This is a genomic window from Pseudomonas sp. UBT, assembly GCF_050915955.1.
Taxonomy (GTDB): Bacteria; Pseudomonadota; Gammaproteobacteria; order Pseudomonadales; family Pseudomonadaceae; genus Aquipseudomonas; species Aquipseudomonas antarctica_A.
Map to the genome: position 1 here is coordinate 192,205 of NZ_CP168081.1, position 21,575 is coordinate 213,779.

The following is a 21,575-nucleotide window of genomic DNA, read 5'->3' on the forward strand; positions in this document are numbered from 1 at the left end:
AGGGAAGCACATGATCCACATTCGTGAAGCGACTAACGCCGATATTGATACGCTGCGCGAAGTCGGTTGCGAGACCTACCGCGAACATTTTTCGACGTTATGGTCTCCTGCCGGCATGCAGGGTTTCCTCGATCAAGACTTCTCAGCCAGTGCACTGGGCCGGTCACTCGAATTGCCCGAAAGGCAGGTCTGGCTGATTGCTTCAGACGAACGTGGCAAGGCCGTTGGATTTGCCAAGGTCAACTGGTCAACGCCTGCGCCTTTAACCGGTGAAGTGGGTACAGAGCTGCAGAAAATCTACTTCCTGAAATCCGCCGCGGGGATGGGTTACGGAAAACGACTGTTGCAGTTCATTCGTGAAAAAGCCGCCCAGCGCGGGGAACGCTTGCTTTGGCTGGACGTGCTCAAAACCAATGCAAATGCGCAGCGCTTTTATGAGACGGTCGGGTTTCAACGCATCGGCGAAATCCCGTTCAGTACGGACCTGGCTGAAATCGGAATGGTGGTGATGGCGCTTGAATTGAAGCCGTAAATGGGGAAACAAATGGAAGAATTGATCCATGGGCTCGATGGGCCCAGAACAGCTCAGCAGGAACTGTTTTACGACCTTGAAGACGCGACCGCTGTTATCGGCTGGTCGGTGGTTGAGCTGACGGCCATGGCGCAAAATGGCAGAACGCCGGATGAAGCCGTGGCGTTGATGAAAGTGTGCGCGCTATTGGTGGCTCAACAGGAAAAGCTTGGTGTGTACGCTGAAGAGGTCAAAGTGCACCGTATCGTCCGGGCAGAGGCCCCGTGAACAATGCCCGGTTGCTTAGGCCCGCGCGGCGATTACCGGTGCGAGGGCGCTTGCGGGGGCTCGGGCAGAAGAGGTTTTAGCGCCGTTTCAAGACTTATCGTGAGCGACGGACGGCCACGCGCTGAAGAAAAATATGATCCCAGGCGTCATCACGCTGACCCAATAACCGCTTGGGTATAAAAAGGGACCGACCAACGAGGCAATAAGCAAAGCGCCTCCTGCATGCCGTCGACGCTTGGGGGTGAACCACGCCCGGAACGCTTCAATTTTTTTACTGACCACTCCCACACTCCTTGTTGATCAGCAGAACACCCTGCCACTCACTTTAACGACGACTATTCTCTTTGAAAATTTAGTCTGACTCCATTTTTTCAGTCGATGATGACGTCGCCGCCTTCCGCCTTCAAACGGGCGAGGTTGTCCTTCATCTGCTGCAAACGGTCGGGCGAATGCCCTTGCCACTTCGTCACCTCGGCAACAACCCGCAGTGGTTCGGCGGAACGATAGGACAGCGTGGGATTTCCGGGAAATTTCTTATCCGTCAAATTGGGATCATCCATCATTGACCCCGTTGGCTCTACGACATAAATCCGCTCTGCCCCGCTGCCAAGCGCCAGTTCAGCGCCCCAGATTGCAGCATCCAGCGTGCCCGCGAAATATACCCAGGACAGCGGCTCACCTTCCGTGAAGTTGGACGGGTAGCCGACGCGAATCAAGTCGCCTGGCTCCAGGTCTGCCCGTGTGCCATGAAAGAACTGGCGGGTGAACATGCTGGCCGTGTTTGACATGGGCTTGGTGCTCCGTGGATGAATGGAGTGGTCAAGAATGTGGTCTGACTCCATTTCTTCGGCATCAGCGCTGATCAATCTCAATCTTCTGCGTTGGATCTGGGCTGTATTTTTGGCGTTTCAACTGGGGGTCACCTTTGGCCAGGCAAAAGAAAAATATCTCCGCCTCTCCACAGCCACCATGCAATGCGCACTCGCTCGCCTGCATATGGTCAAGCAAGATTTCTCGTCCCTGGGACTCACAGAATACGTTCGCCTCTTTCAGCGCCTGGCCTTTCGCAGAGGCGGGACCACCGAAAGGAACTCTCGTCGAGATGGTGTAAGTATCAGGCCCAACCTTTATAGGTCCGCTGTCTGTACACCCTGCAAGCATCGCTATCACTAAAAGCACTGGCCAAGTTTTCATTTTCATCCCTCAGGAAAGCAACGAACGTACATGGCACCTCACCACCTCGCCCCATAATTTTATTTTTTTAACTACACACAGCAGCAAACGGGGTCACACCACTATTCTCTTTGAAAAAGTAGCCTGACCTCGCTTTTCAGTTGAGGCTCAATCCAACTTATCGATCTCTTGTCTCGCAATCGTGATTCCAATACTTAGCGCATCCTCATAGGCTTTGTGCAAGATGTCGGATTCTCTAAACGTCGGAATGACCTCGTGCCCGTTTTTGCTGATACTGATAGTGACGGTGAAACCTTCGTCAGTGTTCTTGTCGGATGGACCGGTAATGCGTACAGCGATGTCAAATTCCTTATAGTCGGAAATGTCTGTGTGCTGCTTGGATCTGCTGCGCATATCTATACCCTCGCCTAATGAGCAACAACCATAGCCGAGGTTTTTCACACCGTTGTATACCTACCCTGCTCGCTGCTGCCGGTAACGTTGAACAGTGAAAAATGACGGCAACCCATTGCCTTCTAACTTTCCTGCGCCCAATAAAAAACCCCGTAGACGTTAATCTACGGGGTTTCTAAGAGTGGAGGCCGAGGTCGGAATCGAACCGGCGTAGGCGGATTTGCAATCCGCTGCATAACCATTTTGCTACTCGGCCTCAAACGATCAATGCCATTACCGCCGACATTCACCGCATAAAAACTTGAGTGGGCTATATAACCCTGCCTCTACTCTAACTCATTGAATACATTGAAGTTTTTAATGCTTCGTTGCGTTCGATGGGCGCCATTATGTACTCATTTGCTTTTGGCTGCAACCCCTTGATTTCAAAAATATTTCGTATTGGCATCAAGGGGTTGCGTACCTGCCCTACTCCTTGATGACGTGCTCGCGGTACTGCGGGTCGGCCTTTATCTGGGCTTCGGTGAAGGGCAGCGGGCGCAGTTTTTTCTCGGAGAAGGCTTGAGTCTGGTCCTTTGAGTGGTTCGACTCGGGATTGCTGGATTCGGAGAATGCCAACACGCCCAGGGCTTGGGGGCCTTGGTCATCGAAGGTGACGATTTGCAGGTAGCTGGTGCCGCTGACCACTTCACGTTTGCCGTCGGCACGTGGCACGGTTTGCATGGCGTTGTAGATACCCAGTTGTTGCGGGCCGCCGTGCATGGGGGTTTGGCCGGAGATTTGGATGTCGCCCCAGCGGGTCAGGCCGAGTGTGCTGGCGTCTGCGGTGGAGGCCAGCATGGCGTCGCGCAGGGCCTTGGCGACGGGTTTGCGCTCGATGGCCAGGCCGCGTGGCGTGGTCAGGGGGTGTGCAGGGTCGAAGGCGACGCGCCATGCGTCTGGGATCTGCTGCAGGTGTTCGACCAGGTTGATGAAGTGCACCAGGCCGATGCCGCTGTCGAGGTTGGCGTGCCGGTCCCAGGTGTTCAGGCTGGTGCACAGGGGTTGCAGCGCAGCCGCGTCAGTACCAAGGTGCTTGGCGCAAAATTCAAGCAGGTCGGGCATCACCAGGCCCGCGAGGTACACCTCGTTGTCCATGACCATGTCTTGCAGGTCGGCCACGCTGATCGGTTGTTTTTCCAGGGATTGCAAGCGCTGCACGGCAAATCGCGCGCGGGGGCCGAGGCCGATGCGGTCCTGGCTGATCACCGGGGAGAAACCGCTCAATGGCGCCTTGGGGTTGGCCATCCACGCCGAGTCATTGGAGTGTTGCACGTAGTCGGTACGCTGCAATTGCGGCAGTTGGTCGGCCGCGAAGATGCCGGGTTGCGCCGCGCGCGGGTCGATGTCCCAGGCACAGACGCTGCGGGCGCCATCGAGCATGATCATTTGCAGGCCGGCGCGTGGATCGCTGCATTGCGCAAGTTTGGCGGCGCTGACGTTGGGCACCACCGACAGGTTCATGTACAGGCTCTGGCCCTGGTCATCGGCGGCCAGGGTGTTGACCCACGGGATGCCTTGCAGGGTGTGCACCGAGGTTTGCAGCGCCTTGAGGCTGCCGGCGCGGTTCATCGCGTCCCACTGTTGCAGCACGCGGTCATTGCCCAGGTTGGCGTCGCGCAGGCTGAAGGCGTAGTGGCTGTCCCAGTCGAGTTTGCCGGGCCACTGCACCACCGGGCCGAATTGCGAACTGTAGACCGTATGGGTTACACCTTTGACGCTGCCATCGGCTTGTTTGACCTGCACATTGACGGAGGCCTGATCCAGGGGAATGGACTTGCCGTCCAGCATATAGCGCGTCGAATCCTTGGGATCCAGGGTGAGTCGATACAGCGTGAAGTGCTTGGACGTATCAACCGTGTGCGTCCAGGCCACATGCTGGTTAAAACCGATGTTGATCACCGGCAAGCCCGGCAACGCGGCCCCCATCACGTCCAATTGGCCGGGAATGGTCAGGTGCATTTCATAAAAGCGCATGCCACCGACCCAAGGGAAATGTGGGTTTGCCAGCAACATACCGCGACCATTGAACGAACGATCACGGCCCACGGCCACCGCGTTGCTGCCGCGGTCCAGGGTGAAGCGTTGCTGGTGCGCGGCGGCCAATTCAAAGGCCCTGGTGTTGGGAGGCACGCTGGCGGTGGCTTGAGGCGGTGTCGCACCGACCAAGGCTTCGGCGAATTGGCCGACACCGCCTTCAACCAACAACCTGCGCGTCAGCTTGACCAGGTCTTCAACATTCAAGGGCCGTACCCACCCCGCCTGGCACTGCGCCGGCGCGCCCTGCTCTTTGAGGTAGCGGTTGTAGCCAGCGACATAACCTTCAATACGCTGCTGCATCTGCGGGGGTTGCGCCTTCCAGAAAGCGGCAACGGCTTGTGGCGTATTCAGCCAGGTGAAAAACACATCACTGGCGAGGTTGTTACGCGCTTCCACGGTCGACTGGTCGGGGCCGAAAAACCGCGCGCGCTCACCGTTCACCGTGACCACTTCATTGGCCAACAGGCACAGGTTGTCCTGGGCATACGCGTAACCTATGCCGTACCCCAGGCCGCGCTCATCCGAGGCGCGAATGTGCGGTACGCCGAACGTGGTACGGCGAATATCCGCCGAAGTCGGTGTCACTTGCTCCCGCGCCGATGCGGCAAGGCTCAGCCCCAGCAACAGTCCCGCCACACACGCCCTGGACAACCCGTTGGAAATAATCACGCAAACCCCACAGTCAAATTGAACACCCTCACACGGGGCTGTTCCCCCCACGTAAGAACGCAGACAACCGGGAATAATTTAGACGAGGGGATGTTTATTGACGGGGTTTGACCTGTGACAAACAGGATACCGACAAAATTTCTACATGAAGGACTTCATGATTTCCGTGGCTGGTTCGTCTAATTAATCAAGAGCGCCATCATTTTCCTGATCAGGCTCTGATAAGGAGTTTTTTGCATGTACAACTCGCACCTGCCCACGGACGGACATTCACCGGCTGCCGACGCCAATTTCGGCGGCGGCGCACACGCATTCGGCAAAGCGCCGAGCAAACTGCCCGAACAACAAGGCAACCAGCGCATTCGCCACTTGCTCAAGTGTTTCGGTTTGCGCACCAGCCTGATTCGGCTGAAGGTCATCGACGCCCTCCTCACCGCTGCCGACAACCAGCGCACCCTCGGAGTGCGTGGCGTGCACAGCCATTTGCTGGAGCTGGGCATCCCGTTGTCGTTTCTGAGCGTGCGTGAGGTACTCAAGCGCCTGTGCACCGAGGGCGTGATCACCCTCAATGCCGATAAAAGCTACAGCCTCCATGCAGAGGCCGCCAAACTACTCAACGGGCACGCATGACGCTCTACGCTGAATCGTGTGCCTGAATCAGAAGTTAGGCTTGACCTTGCGACGCATGATGCCGTTGATCACTACCACAGTGACCGCTACGGCGATGGCAATGTACTGGAACGTTTTCTCGCTGATGACGCCGGTGTTCTGCAGGTAGGACAGGCCAAACATCGTCCCCAGTACCACCAGAGAAATCAGAATCGAATATTTCAAACGTTGCTTTTGGGTCATGACGGGGTCCTGAAGCTGGTAAATGTATCCACTTTGTATCGCCGAGCATGCCAAGCTCATACCCAGTAACGGGGATGGCGCGGGGTCGGCAGGGTCCTATGTTACAGGCGCTGAAAATTTTTGGCTTGTTCCACGCCTGATTGAACCTGTCGGTACTTTAGAGGATTTCAAAATGCTCCGTCGAATCACACTGCTGATTCCATTGCTGATCATGCTGAGCATGAGCGGCTGCTTCTTTTTCCCCCACGGCGGCGGTGGCGGCTGGCACGACCACCGCTATGACGGCGGCCAAGGCTACGAACGCCGCTGATACACTGCGCGTCTCGCTTTGCATTGCGCAAAGCGAGACCCTTGCCGTTCAGCCGGCATGCACCCACCGCTGGTGCAGCCACCGCGCAAACGCATCCAGGGCAAAGCCCAATAGCCCGATCAACAGCACCATCGCCATCAACTCCGAATAGGCGAGGCGATCACGGGTGTCGAGGATGTAATACCCCAGCCCCGCACTGACCCCGAGCATTTCGCACGGCACCAGCACAATCCACAGAATGCCGATGGCCAGGCGCACGCCGGTCAGCACATGCCCCACCACGCCGGGAATAATCACCCGACGCAAGGTTTCCCAGCGTGTCGCACTCAGGCTTTGACTCAACTGCAGCCACCGCGGGTCCAACTGCCGCACGCCGGCGGCCGTATTGAGCATGATCGGCCACACCGCGGCAAACGCCAGCAGGAAGTAAATGGGTTGGTCACCCACGCCCATCAACATCACCACGATCGGCATCCAGGACAGCGGCGAGATCATTCGCAAAAACTGAAAGGCCGGCGTGGTTGCTGCCTCCAGGTTGCGCGAGCTGCCCACCAGCAAGCCCAATGGCACCCCCACCAACAACGCGAGAAACAGCCCGACAAAAATACGCTTGAGGCTAACGGCGATGTGCAGATAGAGCTCACCGCGCCCGAGCAATTCCCACAGGCTGCTTAAGGTAGCGGCCAGTGAGAAACGTGCCGACAAGCCGTCGGCCGCGCCAAACACCTTCACCCCCAGCCACCACAACACCAGCAAACCTGCCAGGCCGCTTATACCGAGCAACCAGCCAGGCCATATGACGGTTTTGCCGTTGTTCAAACGCCAATCTCCTCGTGCCGCTCATAACCGTCCGGCAAGCCGAAGGTTTTCATGCCGCCCACCGACTCGATCGCGTTGCGGACGAAACGGTCGTCGACCAGGTCTTTGGCCACAAAGGCCGGGTCCAGGTCGGCAAGAAACTTCTTGTCGCCTTCGATCAACGTGTCCTTCAAGCGCCGCACCAATTCCTCGGTGTAGCTGGGGAACGGATAAGGTTGGAAGTCGATGCGGTGCTCGTCCCAGTTGGCGTGCTGGATTGCACCGTCGGCCAGGTAAGCCGCGCGGTCGGCAGCCGTCGGGGCCAGGACTTTGCTCAATACCGGTTCAGCATGCGGCGTGTAGCGGTTCGGGCCGTCCTTGGACAGCAGCTTCACCGCCTCCTCTCGGTTATCACGCGTCCACACCTGTGCCTTGACGATGGCATTCACCACCTTCTGCGACCATTCCGGGCGGTTGGTCAGGTCATGCTCGTGCATGAACACGACGCAGCACGCATGGTTGCGCCAGACGTCGCCGGTAAACCGTTGCACGCGCCCGACCTTGAGGTTTTCCGCCAGGGCGTTGAACGGCTCGGCGACGATATAGCCGTCGATACGCTTGCTCGCCAGGGCCGGGGGCATGTCGGAGGGCGGCAGTACGATCAGGTTGACTTCATTGGCCGCAATCTCAGTACCGGCAGCTCGCGCCACGGGTGTGAGGCCGTTGTCGCGGAACAGCTGCTGCACCACCACGTTGTGAATCGAGTACCAGAATGGAATCGCCACTGACTTGCCGCCCAGTTGCTTCACCTCGGTAATGCCTGGCGAAACGGTCAAGCCGGAACCACCGACGTGGTTCCAGGCCACCACTTTTGCCGGGACTTTGCTGCCGTAGCGGGCCCACACCGTCATTGGCGACAACAGGTGAATCACGTTGACCTGCCCGGAAATAAACGCTTCGATCACCTGGGCCCAACTGCGCAACAGCACGGGGCGCTCGGCCTTGATGCCCTCGGCTTCGAACAGGCCGTTGTTGTGCGCGACCAGCAACGGTGTGGCATCGGTGATCGGCAAGTAGCCGATACGCACCGGTGCATCCGGCTCGCTGGCGGCGCGGGCTTGCAGGCTGCTCAGCAGTGGCAAGGCACCGGCGGCACTGAGCACGGCGGAAAGTTTGAGAAAGTCACGGCGAGAGTGAGTGAGGTCATCCAGACACATGTGAGAACTCCGATTGTTCAAGAGGGTTGGGTTGAGGGCGGCTCGCCTGCCGTAAGGTTTTCAGAATCTCGATACGCAGTGCGCCGATGGCCTCAACCTGTTCTTCGCGCGGTTGCGGCAGGTCGATGTGCCATTCGCCCAGGGTCCGCGCCGGGCGGTTGCCCAGTAGCAGGATGCGGTCGGAGAGCAGCAGCGCCTCATCAATATCGTGGGTAATCAGCACCGCCGCCGAACCTTGCTCGCGGTTGACCTTGAGCAACAGGTGCTGCATGTCGGCGCGGGTGACTTCATCCAGCGCGCCGAAGGGCTCATCCAGCAGCAACACTTGCGGTTGCCGTGCCAGGCAGCGGGCCAACGCCGTGCGCTGGGCCATACCGCCAGACAACTGCGCGGGGAACTGCTGACGGGCATGTTCCAGCCCGACCGCCGCGATAGCGTGATCGACGCGGCGGCGACGTTCTTCATGACTCACGTGCGGTTGGCGGGCGAAATCCAGGCCAAAGGCGACGTTCTTTTCCAGATTCAACCAGGGCAACAGGCTGGGGTCCTGAAAGGCCACCGCCACCCTCGGGTGCGGCCCGTTCAACGGCTCGCCCAGCACCTGCACTGTTCCGCCCTGGGGCGTCTGTAAACCGGCCAGTACGCGCAACAGGCTGGATTTGCCGACGCCACTGGGCCCAAGGATCGACACCACTTCGCCAGGCCGCAGGTGCAAGTCGAACCCTTGCAGCACCGGCCCGCTGGCATAGCCCAGGCAAACCCCCTGGGCGCTCAATACTGTTGCGGTCATAGATTGGCCTGTCGGTGCAACTCTGTGCGCAGTTGCACCAGGCTTGGCGTGACGATCGGCACAAAGGCCGACTCGCGCCAGCGCCGGGCAAAGCCGCTGCCGTGTGCAGTGAGGTACGCCTTGCCGCCGCTGGCCTGCAGTTCAAGTTGCACGGCACTGGCGGCCGTTTCCGCAAGGCCAATACGCAGTTTGAACAGCGGCACCGGCTCTGCCGCAAACCGTCCGGCCAGTAAACCCTTTTTCAGCTCGGTGACCAGATGGTCCAGTGTCACCCGCAACGCTTCCAACTCATCACGCAACACCGTGCGGCTCGCACCCAGGTGGTTGGCCACTTCCGCCAGCGAGCGGCGGGCCAGGCCGATGGACATGCCGCATTGCAAGCCCAGAAACGCCGGGCGTACTGCTGGCAAAAACTGGCGCGCGTCCTCGTGCAGCAACCAGTCGCGGCTCAGCTCGACACCTTCCAGACCCAGCGCTGCCGTGTTGCTCGATTGCAGCCCCATCAGCTCCAGGTCGCGGGAACGCTGCAAGCCCGCCACTGAATCGGGAATCGCCAGGATAAACGGCGCGCCGCCACCGGCATGCTCGATCGCCGCGGCCGCGACAAACCCGTTCTTGCGCAGGTTCGTCACCCAGTGCAGCCGACCGTTGAGGGTCCAGCCGTCGTCAGTCGGCTCGGCGCTGATTTGCAGCGCCTCGATCCCCGACAGAAACTTCATCGCATTCGACAGCCCCGTGGCACCGGCGAGTTTGCCACTGAGCAAGTCCGGCAACAGCTGCTCGCGCAGCCGCTCATTGGGGCTCTGCAACAAATACTCGATAAAGGATCGCTGGCCCCAACAGACAAATGCGGCCGCCAGGGAATGGCTGGCGACATTGGCGATGGCGTCCACCGCACCGGTCACATCGCCGCCCAGCCCGCCGAGTGCTTTCGGCACGCCGATACGTAATACATTGGCTTCTGCCAGCCGTGGCAGCACTTCCTGTGGATCGCAACTGCCCACATCCAGGGCCTGCGCTTGAACATCGAGCCAACGGCTCAAGATTGGGTCAAGCATTCGTGTTTCTCCTTGTTACTGCAGGTGGGCGATCGCCCATTCAGCTTGCCGGTTTTTCCCAACGGTATTGCGCCAACTCCGGGTTCAGCGGGGTACGGGCAAACACGTTAGCGAAGTTGCACAACGTTGCCAGGCTTACGCCCAAAATAACTTCCAGCGCCTGGCCATCGGAATAGCCGGCGGCGCGGAATGCCTCGAAACCGGCGTCGCTGACGTCGCCCCGGGTGGCGATCACTTCACGGGTGAACGCGGCGAGTGTCTCATAACGGGCATTGGGCAATTCACCCCGCTGGCGCAAGGCATCAATAACGTCTTCCGGCAGCTTGGCCTTGTTGCGTGCAACGGCCGTGTGACCGGCGACGCAGAAATCGCAGCCGTGGGTGGTGGCGGCAATCAGCTGCACGACTTCGCGGTCGGCCAGGCTCATTTCAGATTTGGCGTTGAGGCCGGAGACAGTGATGTAGGTTTCCAGAGCGGCCGGCGCATTGGCCAGCACGGCGAGCAGATTGGGAATGAAACCCGAGCCCTTGAGGGCATTTTCGAGGAACGGCTTGGCCGCTTCAGGTGCGGTTTCAGGGGTCAGCAACGGTACACGGGACATGGAGTGGTCTCCTGGTGGGTTCATGTCTCCAGTCTGTTGGTTATAAAAAATCCCCTCAATAGGCTAAAGTAGCGATTACTTGCTCTTGAGTCTTTGCGTTAGATGAATTCGTCCAGTGCTCTCGTCGATTGGTTATTAGACAGCCTCGAACTCAACACCAGTCTGTTCCATGTCGGGCGCTATTGCGGCGACTGGCATGCGAGCACTCATGGCCTGGCCAGCGCGAGTTTCCACTTGATTGTGCAAGGCCAGTGCTGGCTGCATATCGACGCAGAATCCACCCCCCAACACTTGAACAATGGCGACGCGGTGTTTCTGCTGCGCGACCTTGAGTATCGGCTGTCCGGCGAAGCGACGGCGCAGGGCGCACAGGAATGTCCACGCCGTGCCATGCTGCCGCTGGATAACGAGGCCAGCGATGGCGTGGGCCTGGTCTGCGGTTTCTTCCACTTCCATTCCGGCCTGTCGGCGATGATCGTCGACACCCTGCCCGCCTGGATCATCTTGCGGGCCGGCGACCCATCGTTAACCGCCGCACGCAACCTGTTCGAACTGATCCTGCAAGAATGCCAGCGCATGCCCGCGCCCTCCTCGGCCTTGCTCGAGCGTCTTTGCCACTTGTTGTTTCTCTATGTGCTGCGCCAGCAAGTGATCGACAACAACGAGCTCGGCGGCCTGGCGGCATTGGGACGGCAGCCGGCATTTGCCCACTTGCTGGAACAGCTTATCGCCCGCCCCGCTGAGGCCTGGACCCTGGAAAGCATGGCCGCCTGTACCGGGCTGTCGCGTTCGGCGTTTTTCAAACGGTTTAACGAGCTGTGTGGCCAGTCGCCCGGGCAGGTGCTGTTGATGATGCGCATGCGCCATGCGTGCCAGCTCTTCAAGCAGGACCAGACCGTGGCGGAGGTAGCGCTGGCGGTCGGTTACCAGTCGGTTGCGGCGTTCACCCGGGCGTTCCACAAAGTCACCGGGCAACAACCTGGGGCCTATCGCAAGGCCCAAGCCTAGCGGCGCAAACCATTGCCCGGCCGGGCGCAGAGTTCCACCAGCCAATCGACCAATACCCGCACCCGCGGCGATAGCTGGCGGTGCGGCGGGTACAGCGCGGTCAGTGGCAATCGGGGTGGTTTGATGGCGCTTAACACCTCCACCAGGCGGCCTGCTTCCAGCTGCAGTTTGGCGTGATAGAACGGCGTCTGCACCAGGCCATAACCCGCTTCGCACGCCGCCAGATAACCATCTGCACTGTTGACGGCGACCTGCTTGGGCAAGTCCACCAAACGAATTTCCTCGCCCACCTGAAACTCCAGGCCATAGCGTTTCCCACTGCTGCTGGAAAAGTATTCGACGACTTGATGGCCGGCCAGTGCTTCCAGGCACTCGGGCACGCCGAACCGCTGCAGATAGCCGGCGCTGGCACAGGTCACCTGGTCCATCATTGCCAGGGGCCGTGCCACCAGGGAATCGTCAAGGGCCAGGCCGCCGCGCAACACACAGTCCACGCCTTCGCGGATCAGGTCGACCGGACGGTCGTTCAGGCCGATCTCCAACTCGATCTGCGGGTAACGCGTGCTGAATTCGGGCAGCGCGGGGATCACCAGAAATCGCCCGATCCCCGACGGCATGTCGATACGCAACGTACCGCGCGGGCTGCCACGGGTGGAGAACACTGCTTCGGTTTCTTCAAGATCCGCCAGGAGGCTGACGCAGCGCTGGTAGTAAGCAGCACCATCCAGTGTGGGGCTGACTTGCCGTGTGGTGCGCTGCAACAACTGCACACCCAGGTGCGCCTCCAGTTGTTTGATCACGATCGTCACCGAGGCACGCGGCAATTGCAGGCTGTCGGCGGCTTTGGCGAAACCGCCCAACTCGACGATTCGAGTAAACACGCGCATGGCATTAAATCGGTCCAAAGCGGGGTGAACTCCGGGGATTGTTTAGAAAATTATAATAGTGATAGCGGTTTTAGCGGCTTTATCCCTGAGTTGTCGAGGAGAACAATGGGCCTTTCCCTCCAAGGAGCTGCTCCGATGCACACACGTCAACTCGGCAAGAACGGCCCTCACGTCTCCGCCATCGGCCTCGGCTGCATGGGCATGACCGATTTCTACACCACCGGCATTGATACCCGGGAAGCGATTGCGACCCTGCACCGCGCCCTCGAACTGGGCGTCACCTTGCTGGACACCGCCGACATGTATGGCCCCTACACCAATGAAGAACTGATCGGCAAAGCCATCGCGGGCAAACGCGACCAGGTGTTCCTGGCGAGCAAATTCGGTTTTGTGCGGGACCCGGCAAACCCGGCAGCACGCGGTGTGAATGGTCGCCCTGAGTACATCCGCACGGCGATTGACGGCACATTGAAGCGCCTGGGCGTGGAAACCTTGGACCTTTACTACCAGCACCGCGTGGACCCCGAGGTGGCCATCGAAGAAAGCGTCGGCGCCATGGCCGAGCTGGTCAAGCAAGGCAAGGTGCGTTACTTGGGCCTGAGTGAAGCCTCCGCCGCCAGCCTGGAGCGTGCCCACAAGGTGCACCCGATCAGCGCCTTGCAAAGTGAATACTCGTTGTGGAGCCGCGACCAGGAAGACAACGGTTGCCTGGAGACGTGCCGGCGCCTGGGCATCGCCTTTGTGCCTTACAGCCCGCTGGGGCGCGGCTTTCTCACCGGCACCCTGAAAAGCCCGGAGGACTTCGCTGCCGACGACTACCGCCGGTCCAGCCCACGGTTCCAGGGCGAGAACTTCGCAAAAAACCTGCTGCTGGTGGATAAAGTGCAGGCGCTGGCCGCCGAAAAAGGCGTGACTGCCGGGCAATTGGCTTTGGCCTGGGTACTCGCTCAAGGGGATTACCTGATCCCGATCCCGGGCACCAAACAGCGCAAGTACCTGGAAGAGAACGTCGCGGCCGTCGATATCGTCCTGAGCCCTGCCGAAGCGGCAGCGCTGGCGTCGATCTTCCCCGCCGGCGCCACGGCCGGTTTGCGCTACACCGAGGCCTCGATGGGCTTGGTGAATCAGTAGCCGGTGTGGCCCGGGCGCACCGATTCAGGGTGCGCCCGATTTTTGTTGCACGATGTTACCTAAAGCTCCGCCTTACCAAGCCGATAGCCTGATGAAGCTCTAACAAAGCCGCGTCGATAATAAACGCTTCGTAAGGACGACCCCATGCCCCCAATTCGCTCTATCCAAACCCGCTATACCCTGTTCCTGGTGCTGTTCGTCCTGGTGCTATTTGTACTGACTGTCGTGGGTATAGGCCAGTTGGTGGCACCCAAGCTGCAGCAAACGGAAGAGCAGGTAGTGCTCAACCGCGTCGCGGAGGTGGCCGAACAGATCAAGGGCGAACTGAACAAGGTCCAGGCCCAGCAACGCAGCATCACCCAAACCATTCCCCTACTCGACAGCGATGCCATCGACAAAGTCCTGCCCGGCCTGGTGGACCAGTACGGCGAGCTGAAAGTATTCGGAGGTGGCATCTGGCCGCTGCCTAACCAGCGTACGCCCGGGCGCAACAAGCACAGCACCTTCTGGCACCGCGATGCCTCGGGCAAGCTGGCCGTCAATACGTTCTGGAACAGCGACGCTGCGCCCAATTACTACGACCAGAGCTGGTACAAAGGCGGCCTCGCCTCGCCGCGCGGGCAATGCGCCTGGGCAGCCGCCTATAAAGACGATGCCAGCCAGGAGCCGCGCACCAATTGCGCCATGGCCATCCAGCGTGACGGCGCAGCCTATGGCGTCGCCACCATCGACGTGACCCTGGGGTTCTTCAATGACCTGGTGGCCAACAAGGAAAAAGACATCGGTGGGCAGATGCTGATCGTCGAGGGCGACGGCAAGATCATCAGCAACAGTTCGCGCATCAGCAGCCCCGTGGTGTTGAAGAACATCAGCGAACTGGCCGGCAACTCGGCGTTTGCCGCTCAGGTCAGCAAGGCCCTCGCCCATCGCGACCAGGGGCTGCAACGCGCTGAGTTCGACAACCAGGGCGTGGCCAGCACCTTCTATCTGCGTGCGATCGAAGGCACTCCATGGTTCCTCGCCACAGCCCTCCCGACGGCGCTGATCACCGCCCAGCGTGATGACGTGCTCGGCAGCCTGGCCCTGTTGCAAATTCCCATGGTGCTCCTGCTGGTGCTGCTGGCGTACTTTGCAATCCGCCAACTGGTGCAGCGCATGAAGTCGCTGAGAACCAATATCGAAGCACTGTCTGCCGGCGATGCCGACCTGACGCGACGCATTACCATTCGTGCCGAAGATGAACTGGGCGCCATCGGCCACTCGGTGAACCACTTTATCGTCTACTTGCAGAACATGATCGGTGAGGTGACCCAGGCCACGGGGGCCATGTCTTCCGGCCTTGAGCAGTTGCAAAAAACCTCGGCCCACACCAATCAGATCCTGGTCCGCCACGCCTCGGAGACCGATCAGACCGTCACCGCCATCACCGAAATGAGTTCCACCGCCGACACCGTCGCGCAAAACGCGGCCGAAACCGCCTCGTTTACCCAGCGCGCCAACGAGCATGCCGACCGCTCCCGCGTGGTCGTGGGCGAAGCGTCCAGCAGCGTCAGCGCCTTGATCGGCGAAGTCGCCAGCGCTACCCACACCGTGGAAAATATGCGCCAGGATGCTGCGCGCATCACCGAAACCCTTGGCGTTATCGGCGCGATTGCCGGCCAGACCAACCTGTTGGCACTCAACGCTGCGATTGAAGCCGCCCGCGCCGGTGAGCAAGGCCGTGGTTTTGCGGTGGTGGCCGACGAAGTCCGGGCACTGGCCGCACGTACCCAGTCCAGCACCTCGCAGATCAATGAGATGCTGGCACGCCTGACTACCGGGGTGAGTTCGTCGGTGGCCGCCATGGAAAACACCCAGGCCAGCTGCCAATCGGCGGCAGATGCCACGGCACGGGTGAACACCGGGCTTGACGAGATGGCGGGTTCGGTCAGCCATATCAACAACCTCAGCACCCAGATCGCCACGGCCGCCGAGCAGCAAAGCGCGGTGACCGAGGAGATCAACCGCAGCATGGTGCAGATCCGACATATGGTCGACGAGCTGGTGGAAAGTGGCCATGCCACTGAAACCAATACGCAAAGCCTGTTGAATGCCAATGGCCGGGTGATCGCGCTGATGAGTCGCTTCAAAGTCCGCTGATCATTTGCCTCAGTACTCCCGTGCAAAGCGCGGGAGTCGGACTATTCTGACAACTCCGATACGGTGCAAAAACTCGCCACACAGGAGGTGTGTCATGCACGCTGCTGAGCCTTCGGTCCGCTTGGAGCAAATCAGTCAGGAACGCTTTATTCAGGCGCCTCCCGAGATCGTTTACGACTATGTGACCCAGCCTGATCGCTGGCACGAGTGGCACCCCACTTCTCTCAGCGCCGACACCGGGACCACCGGTTCCCTTGCGGTCGGCGCGCGCTTTACCGAAATCATCGACTTGCTGGGCGTGCGCGTGCCCTTGAGTTATCGCGTGCAGGTAGCCTGCCGCCCCAGTGAATTCAAAACCGTCTTCACCTCCCTGGCCGTCGACGGCACCATTCACTATTTCTTGCAGGCCTATCGCGGCGGCACCCTGTTCAAGCGCGTATTGACCTACGAGACCGAGCTGCAGCTTGCCACCTTGCATGAGCGCATGATCGCTCTGTCAGCCATTGCGCTGGACCAGCTCAAACATCGGTTGGAAAACACCACCTCCGTATAATTTTGAAACATTACCACCGCGTCCTGCTCGAAAAAGCAGGGAGAATGCCCGGCTTATTGCCCTGCATTCAGTGAGATCCCATGAAAACCACCTTGCGACTGGCCCTGCTTTCAGCCCTGTTCACCACCACCCTGGCGCAGGCTGCCGACCTGATTCCCATTGACGTACATCGCGATGCCAACTGCGGCTGCTGCAAAAAGTGGATCAGCCACCTCGAAAGCAACGGGTTCAAGGTCAATGACCATGTGGAAGCCGACATGAGCGCCGTCAAGCAGCGCCTGGGCGTTGCGCCGCGCCTGGGTTCGTGCCATACCGCGGTGATCGACGGCAAGTTCGTCGAAGGCCACGTGCCCGCCGAGCAGGTGCTGGCCCTGCGCAAGCGCGACGACTTGCTGGGGATTGCAGCGCCAGGCATGCCCATGGGTTCACCGGGTATGGAAATGGACGGAATGAGCGATGCCTACCAGGTCATCGGCCTGACCCGGGAAGGTAAAGACGTGGTGGTGGCCGACTACCCGGCCCGTTGATTGATGCTCGCCGGTTACCTGGGGCTGTTTTTCGCCGCCTTCGGGGCTGCCACGCTGTTGCCGATGCAATCGGAGGCGGTGCTGGTGGGCCTGTTGATCAGCGGGCATTACAGCCTGTGGGGGCTGCTCTGCATCGCCACCGTCGGCAATGTACTCGGCTCGGTGGTCAATTGGTGGCTGGGGCGCTCGGTTGAGCGCTTTCAGGCACGGCGCTGGTTTCCGGTCAGCCCACGGCACCTGGAAAAGGCCCGCGCGCACTATCAGCGCTGGGGGCATTGGTCGTTGTTGCTCAGTTGGGTGCCCATTATCGGCGACCCGCTGACCTTGGTGGCCGGGGTCATGCGCGAGCCGTTCTGGCGATTCCTGCTGCTGGTCACCGTTGCAAAAGGCGCCCGATACTGCGTACTGGCCCTGCTGACGGTGAACCACCTGGCAACCGCATAACCAGGGTTGAAAGCCTTCGACTGATCGCTACCGCAGCGCCGGCCTATCTCGCCGCGCTCCGTTAATCCTCGCTTAATCCCCTCGCCACAGCATCCGGACACTGTCGCCTTCGGAGCCTGACCCCATGACGTTGATCCGTTCACTGTGCGCTGCCGGCCTGCTGCTGGGCAGCGCCCTTCCCGCTCTCGCAGCCACCGAAAGCCCTGCCTACGGGCCTGAGCTGCAAGGCTTCCAATACCCCTACCCGGTCGAACATTTCAACTTCCAGTCCCAAGGTAAAACCTTGCAGATGGGGTATATGGACGTGCCCGCCAAGGGCAAGGCCAACGGGCGCACTGTGGTGTTGATGCACGGCAAGAACTTCTGTGGCGCCACGTGGGATGAGTCGATAAAAGCCCTCAGCGCCGACGGGTATCGCGTGATTGCGCCGGACCAGATCGGCTTTTGCACCTCCAGCAAGCCGGATCACTACCAATACAGTTTCCAGCAATTGGCGATCAACACCCACCAACTGCTTGAACACCTCGGCATCCAAAAGGCCACCCTCGTCGGCCACTCCACGGGCGGCATGCTCGCCACCCGTTACGCGCTGCTCTATCCGGCGCAAACCGAGCAACTGGGGCTTGTGAACCCCATCGGCCTGGAAGATTGGAAAGCCCTGGGCGTGCCCTACCGCAGCGTCGACCAATGGTATGAGCGCGAACTGAAACTCAGCGCCGACGGCATCCGCCACTATGAACTCAACACCTATTACGTCGGGCGCTGGAAGCCTGAATACGAGCGCTGGGTCGACATGCTCGCCGGCTTGAATAAGGGGCCGGGGCATACCCAGGTCGCCTGGAACTCGGCGTTGATTTACGACATGATCTTCACCCAGCCGGTGTACTACGAGTTCAAGGACTTGCAGATGCCCACCCTGCTGCTGATCGGCACGGCCGACACCACCGCCATCGGCAGCGATATCGCACCGCCTGCGGTCAAGGCCAAGCTCGGTCACTACGACGTGCTGGGCAAACAAGTGGCCAATCTGATCCCCCATGCCACCCTGGTTGAATTCCCGGGCCTGGGGCATGCACCACAGATGGAAGAACCGGCTCGGTTTCACCAAGCGCTGTTACAGGGCTTGAACGCCCTTTAATCCAACCTTTTTCGAGGCACTCGTGAATGTCGGTACAGATCGCAGTCATTGATGATTGGCAAAATGTGGCCAGTGGCGTAGTGGATTGGTCGGTTCTTGCATCAGTCGGCGAAGTGCATTTTCTTCACGAATACCCGGCGGATACCGCCACGATGGTCGAGCGTTTGAAGGGGTTCGAGGTTATTTGCGTTATGCGCGAGCGCTCCACCTTCGATAGAGCCCTGCTGCAAGGTTTGCCCAATCTGAAACTGCTGGTGACCGGCGGCATGCGCAATGCCGCCATCGACATCCCTGCCGCCAAGGCGCTGGGCATCCAGGTCTGTGGCACCGACAGCTATAAGCAGGCGGCGCCGGAACTGACCTGGGCGTTGATCATGGCCTCTACCCGCAACCTGCTGGCCGAAGCCAACTCGCTGCGGGAGGGTGGATGGCAGGTTGGCCTGGGTGGTGATCTGTATGGCAAAACCCTGGGCGTGCTCGGGCTGGGCAGCATTGGCCAGAAGGTCGCGCAGTTTGCCCAGGTGTTCGGCATGCGGGTGATTGCCTGGAGTGAAAACCTCACCCCTGAACGTGCTGCCGAGTCAGGCGTCACCTGGGTCAGCAAGCGTGAACTGTTTGAGCAGGCGGATATCCTGACCGTACACCTCGTACTCAGCGATCGCAGTCGCGGCCTGGTGGATGCCCAGGCATTGAGCTGGATGAAACCGAGCGCGCGCCTGGTCAATACGGCGCGCGGGCCGATTGTGGATGAGCAGGCCCTGGTGCAGGCGCTGCAAGCGGGTCGATTGGCGGGGGCTGCCCTGGACGTATATGGCGAAGAGCCGCTACCGGCTGATCATCCGTTCCGCCGTTTGCCGAATGTCTTGGCGACCCCTCATGTCGGTTATGTGAGCGAGCAGAATTATCGGCAGTTCTATCAGCAGATGATCGAGGATATTCAGGCGTGGGCAAAAGCCGCGCCCATTCGCGTGCTTGGCTGACGCACCAATCGAGGGCATACGCACTCCTGTGGAGAGCGGACTTGCTCCCTCACCACAACCACCGCGCTGATCCCCTCAATCAGCGCGCGTTTCAAACCTTGCATATCGTTACAACTTTTTTGTCCTACAAAATTCCCACATAAACCGTACAGGCTCTGGGATCTCGCCTAGACTCATGACCGATGGGTCCGTTCCAAAACAAAAACCCCGCAAAAAATCGAAACTTTCCAACTCTGCCATAGGTCCAGTTTTTAAGGGAGGCGAGTGCACGCGGCTCACACCAAATGCCCGTCCATCCAATCTTTTTTAGCAATGAGTGCAACTGGCATACGCCTTGCCAGTTTGTACAGTGCTTGTGCGCCTGGCCGCAGGATGTGGCCAATCGGAGCCGATGGCAGCGGGCCATTAGCCAACCAAATATGTGGGAGAGAACTATGATCAGTGCCGCTGTAGATACTCAGGGAGAGCGTTTTAGTCAGCCGGCAGGGGGACCGACTACGTTGGCCGACCTGCCCAACACTGTGCGGCCGATCGTGAGTCAGAACCCTAATCGCAAGAAAGTCCTGTTTGTGACCTCGGAATTCGCCGACCTGGTGAAAACCGGCGGCCTGGGCGACGTGTCCGCCGCCCTGCCCCGCGCCATGGCCCACCTGCATGATGTGCGGGTGTTGATTCCGGGCTATCCGCAGGTGATGGAAAGCGACAACCCGATCCATATCATTGGCGAGCTGGGCGGTCACGCTGCATTGCCGCCCTGCAAGATCGGGCGCATGGACCTCAAGGACGGTCTGGTCATCTACGTATTGATCTGCCCTGAGCTCTATGAGCGTGAAGGTACGCCGTACGGCGCCAATAACGGCCGTGACTGGCCGGACAACCATATTCGCTTCGCCCGCCTGGGACTGGCCGCCGCCGACATCGCCGCCAACCTGGCACAGATCCACTGGTGCCCTGACCTGGTGCATGCCCACGACTGGCCTGCCGGGCTGGCGCCTGCCTATATGCACTGGCGCGGGTCGCGTACGCCCACCCTGTTCACCATTCATAACCTCGCCTATCAAGGTGTGGTCAGCCTGGCCTCCACGCCTGAGCTGGGCATCCCGCCGCATGCCCTGCAACAGGAAGGCATGGAGTTCTACGGCAAAATGTCATTCCTCAAGGCGGGCATGGCGTACTCCAGCCATATCACCACCGTGAGCGCGACCTACGCCCAGGAAATCACCACCCCGGAATTCGGCTGTGGCCTTGATGGTTTCCTGGCCAGCAAGACCCAGCAAGGTCTGCTCAGCGGCATTCCCAATGGTATCGATGAAAGCTGGGAAACCTCTACCGACATGCACCTGACCCATAACTTCAATATCGGTGACTGGGACGGCAAAGGCATTAACGCCGCCCACGTGCGTGAGTTGTTCGGCCTGGCCGACTCCACCGGTCCACTGTTCGCTGTGGTCTCGCGCCTGGTGTATCAAAAAGGCCTGGACCTTACCGAAGCGGTCAGCAGTTATATCGTCGAAAACGGTGGCCAAATCGCGATTATCGGCCGCGGCGAGCCGGAAGAAGAGCAAGCCATGCGTGAACTGGCCTTGCGCTTCCCCGGCCAAATCGGCGTACGCATCGGCTTCAACGAAACCGATGCGCGGCGCATGTTCGCTGGCAGCGACTTCCTGCTGATGCCTTCGCGCTATGAACCGTGCGGCCTGAGCCAGATGTACGCGCAACGCTTCGGCTCGTTGCCGGTGGCGCGCAATACCGGCGGCCTGGCGGACACCATTGAAAATGGCGTCACCGGGTTCCTGTTCAATGAATCCACCGCACAAAGCTACGAAGAAGCGTTGAGCCGCGCGTTCAGGGTATTTGCCAACAAAGGCCTGCTCAATGCCATGCGCAGCCGCGCCATGACTCAACCTTTCAACTGGTGCCAGGCGGTAGAACCCTACGCCGAACTGTACGAACAGCTTGTCGCCAAGGCGCTGGGGAAATCGGCTAAATAATCAAGGGAGGGCTTCAT

The 21,575-nt window shown here is 59.8% G+C and carries 23 protein-coding genes, 1 tRNA gene and 2 pseudogenes; 14 read left to right on the top strand and 12 right to left on the bottom strand.

The genetic code is table 11. The features are described 5' to 3' along the window. The first annotated feature begins 10 nt into the window (after positions 1-10). Positions 11-532 carry a GNAT family N-acetyltransferase gene (locus tag ACDZ94_RS25320; protein WP_432751807.1) on the top strand — a complete coding sequence of 174 codons (522 nt, stop codon included), beginning with the start codon at positions 11-13 and terminating at the stop codon, positions 530-532. Positions 533-544: 12 nt separating this feature from the next. Then, the gene (locus ACDZ94_RS25325) at positions 545-799 is read left to right on the top strand and encodes a hypothetical protein (protein WP_262664816.1); all 255 of its coding nucleotides are present in this window, start codon (positions 545-547) and stop codon (positions 797-799) included. Positions 800-1,170: 371 nt separating this feature from the next. On the opposite strand, the gene arr is transcribed toward ACDZ94_RS25325, so the two are convergent. The 5 genes from arr to ACDZ94_RS25350 all read right to left on the bottom strand — a co-directional run bounded on the left by arr (position 1,171) and on the right by ACDZ94_RS25350 (position 5,134). Continuing rightward, positions 1,171-1,587, bottom strand: coding sequence for an NAD(+)--rifampin ADP-ribosyltransferase (arr, locus tag ACDZ94_RS25330; protein WP_221294875.1), 417 nt, complete (start codon positions 1,585-1,587; stop codon positions 1,171-1,173). A 64-nt stretch (positions 1,588-1,651) separates the two neighbouring features. Then, the gene (locus ACDZ94_RS25335; RefSeq protein WP_432751808.1) at positions 1,652-1,993 is read right to left on the bottom strand and encodes a hypothetical protein; all 342 of its coding nucleotides are present in this window, start codon (positions 1,991-1,993) and stop codon (positions 1,652-1,654) included. Between the two features lie 147 nt (positions 1,994-2,140). Continuing rightward, positions 2,141-2,434: a hypothetical protein gene (locus ACDZ94_RS25340; protein ID WP_432751809.1), complete on the bottom strand. Its 294-nt coding sequence runs from the start codon at positions 2,432-2,434 to the stop codon at positions 2,141-2,143. A 134-nt stretch (positions 2,435-2,568) separates the two neighbouring features. Then, positions 2,569-2,642: transfer RNA gene (locus ACDZ94_RS25345), tRNA-Cys, on the bottom strand. Between the two features lie 212 nt (positions 2,643-2,854). Next, positions 2,855-5,134, bottom strand: a complete 2,280-nt coding sequence (locus ACDZ94_RS25350; protein WP_432751810.1) for an acylase — start codon at positions 5,132-5,134, stop codon at positions 2,855-2,857. 237 nt (positions 5,135-5,371) lie between these two features. Here ACDZ94_RS25350 and ACDZ94_RS25355 point away from each other — a divergent pair, with 237 nt between their 5' ends. Beyond that, entirely contained in the window at positions 5,372-5,764 is a 393-nt protein-coding gene (locus ACDZ94_RS25355; RefSeq protein WP_221294878.1) for a fe2+ zn2+ uptake regulation protein, read from the top strand. A 27-nt stretch (positions 5,765-5,791) separates the two neighbouring features. On the opposite strand, the gene ACDZ94_RS25360 is transcribed toward ACDZ94_RS25355, so the two are convergent. Then, positions 5,792-5,986, bottom strand: a complete 195-nt coding sequence (locus ACDZ94_RS25360; RefSeq protein WP_053255884.1) for a hypothetical protein — start codon at positions 5,984-5,986, stop codon at positions 5,792-5,794. Between the two features lie 172 nt (positions 5,987-6,158). On the opposite strand from ACDZ94_RS25360, the gene ACDZ94_RS25365 reads away from it, so the two are divergent. Further along, entirely contained in the window at positions 6,159-6,296 is a 138-nt protein-coding gene (locus tag ACDZ94_RS25365; protein WP_167353702.1) for a hypothetical protein, read from the top strand. A 48-nt stretch (positions 6,297-6,344) separates the two neighbouring features. Here ACDZ94_RS25365 and ACDZ94_RS25370 read toward each other — a convergent pair whose 3' ends face one another. Genes ACDZ94_RS25370 through ACDZ94_RS25390 form a run of 5 tightly spaced genes read right to left on the bottom strand, consistent with a single transcriptional unit; the run spans position 6,345 to position 10,760 of the window. Then, positions 6,345-7,094, bottom strand: a complete 750-nt coding sequence (locus ACDZ94_RS25370; protein ID WP_167353731.1) for an ABC transporter permease — start codon at positions 7,092-7,094, stop codon at positions 6,345-6,347. Positions 7,095-7,111: 17 nt separating this feature from the next. Then, positions 7,112-8,311, bottom strand: a complete 1,200-nt coding sequence (locus ACDZ94_RS25375) for an ABC transporter substrate-binding protein (protein ID WP_064452593.1) — start codon at positions 8,309-8,311, stop codon at positions 7,112-7,114. Further along, positions 8,298-9,101, bottom strand: a complete 804-nt coding sequence (locus ACDZ94_RS25380; protein ID WP_262664829.1) for an ABC transporter ATP-binding protein — start codon at positions 9,099-9,101, stop codon at positions 8,298-8,300. Before ACDZ94_RS25380 ends, ACDZ94_RS25375 begins: the two co-directional genes overlap by 14 nt. Beyond that, a complete protein-coding gene (locus ACDZ94_RS25385; RefSeq protein WP_128591586.1) occupies positions 9,098-10,159 on the bottom strand; it encodes an acyl-CoA dehydrogenase family protein in 1,062 nt (353 codons plus the stop codon). Before ACDZ94_RS25385 ends, ACDZ94_RS25380 begins: the two co-directional genes overlap by 4 nt. 40 nt (positions 10,160-10,199) lie before the next feature. Continuing rightward, positions 10,200-10,760 carry a carboxymuconolactone decarboxylase family protein gene (locus ACDZ94_RS25390; protein ID WP_432751811.1) on the bottom strand — a complete coding sequence of 187 codons (561 nt, stop codon included), beginning with the start codon at positions 10,758-10,760 and terminating at the stop codon, positions 10,200-10,202. Between the two features lie 102 nt (positions 10,761-10,862). Between ACDZ94_RS25390 and ACDZ94_RS25395 the strand changes: the two genes are divergently transcribed. Beyond that, on the top strand, positions 10,863-11,768 hold the full coding sequence (locus ACDZ94_RS25395) for an AraC family transcriptional regulator (RefSeq protein ID WP_064452596.1): 906 nt from the start codon (positions 10,863-10,865) through the stop codon (positions 11,766-11,768). On the opposite strand, the gene ACDZ94_RS25400 is transcribed toward ACDZ94_RS25395, so the two are convergent. After that, positions 11,765-12,673, bottom strand: coding sequence for a LysR family transcriptional regulator (locus tag ACDZ94_RS25400; protein WP_262664834.1), 909 nt, complete (start codon positions 12,671-12,673; stop codon positions 11,765-11,767). The genes ACDZ94_RS25395 and ACDZ94_RS25400 overlap by 4 nt on opposite strands. Positions 12,674-12,790: 117 nt before the next feature. Between ACDZ94_RS25400 and ACDZ94_RS25405 the strand changes: the two genes are divergently transcribed. From ACDZ94_RS25405 to glgA, 9 genes and pseudogenes are all read left to right on the top strand, one after another. Beyond that, complete coding sequence (locus ACDZ94_RS25405) at positions 12,791-13,786, top strand: aldo/keto reductase (RefSeq protein ID WP_221294879.1); 996 nt, start codon at positions 12,791-12,793, stop codon at positions 13,784-13,786. A 144-nt stretch (positions 13,787-13,930) separates the two neighbouring features. Beyond that, positions 13,931-15,016, top strand: a pseudogene (locus ACDZ94_RS25410) (cache domain-containing protein); the annotation flags it as partial. Positions 15,017-15,406: 390 nt separating this feature from the next. Then, positions 15,407-15,925 (top strand): annotated as a pseudogene (locus ACDZ94_RS25415) (methyl-accepting chemotaxis protein); the annotation flags it as partial. Between the two features lie 94 nt (positions 15,926-16,019). Beyond that, entirely contained in the window at positions 16,020-16,478 is a 459-nt protein-coding gene (locus ACDZ94_RS25420; RefSeq protein ID WP_407016866.1) for an SRPBCC family protein, read from the top strand. 80 nt (positions 16,479-16,558) lie between these two features. Further along, positions 16,559-17,005 carry a DUF411 domain-containing protein gene (locus tag ACDZ94_RS25425; RefSeq protein WP_128591594.1) on the top strand — a complete coding sequence of 149 codons (447 nt, stop codon included), beginning with the start codon at positions 16,559-16,561 and terminating at the stop codon, positions 17,003-17,005. A gap of 3 nt (positions 17,006-17,008) precedes the next feature. Then, positions 17,009-17,449 carry a YqaA family protein gene (locus tag ACDZ94_RS25430; protein WP_221294881.1) on the top strand — a complete coding sequence of 147 codons (441 nt, stop codon included), beginning with the start codon at positions 17,009-17,011 and terminating at the stop codon, positions 17,447-17,449. 124 nt (positions 17,450-17,573) lie between these two features. After that, positions 17,574-18,587, top strand: coding sequence for an alpha/beta fold hydrolase (locus tag ACDZ94_RS25435; protein WP_432751812.1), 1,014 nt, complete (start codon positions 17,574-17,576; stop codon positions 18,585-18,587). Positions 18,588-18,613: 26 nt separating this feature from the next. After that, on the top strand, positions 18,614-19,567 hold the full coding sequence (locus ACDZ94_RS25440) for a D-2-hydroxyacid dehydrogenase family protein (protein ID WP_432751813.1): 954 nt from the start codon (positions 18,614-18,616) through the stop codon (positions 19,565-19,567). Positions 19,568-20,001: 434 nt separating this feature from the next. Next, on the top strand, positions 20,002-21,558 hold the full coding sequence (gene glgA, locus ACDZ94_RS25445; protein WP_432751814.1) for a glycogen synthase GlgA: 1,557 nt from the start codon (positions 20,002-20,004) through the stop codon (positions 21,556-21,558). The last annotated feature ends 17 nt before the right edge of the window (positions 21,559-21,575 follow it).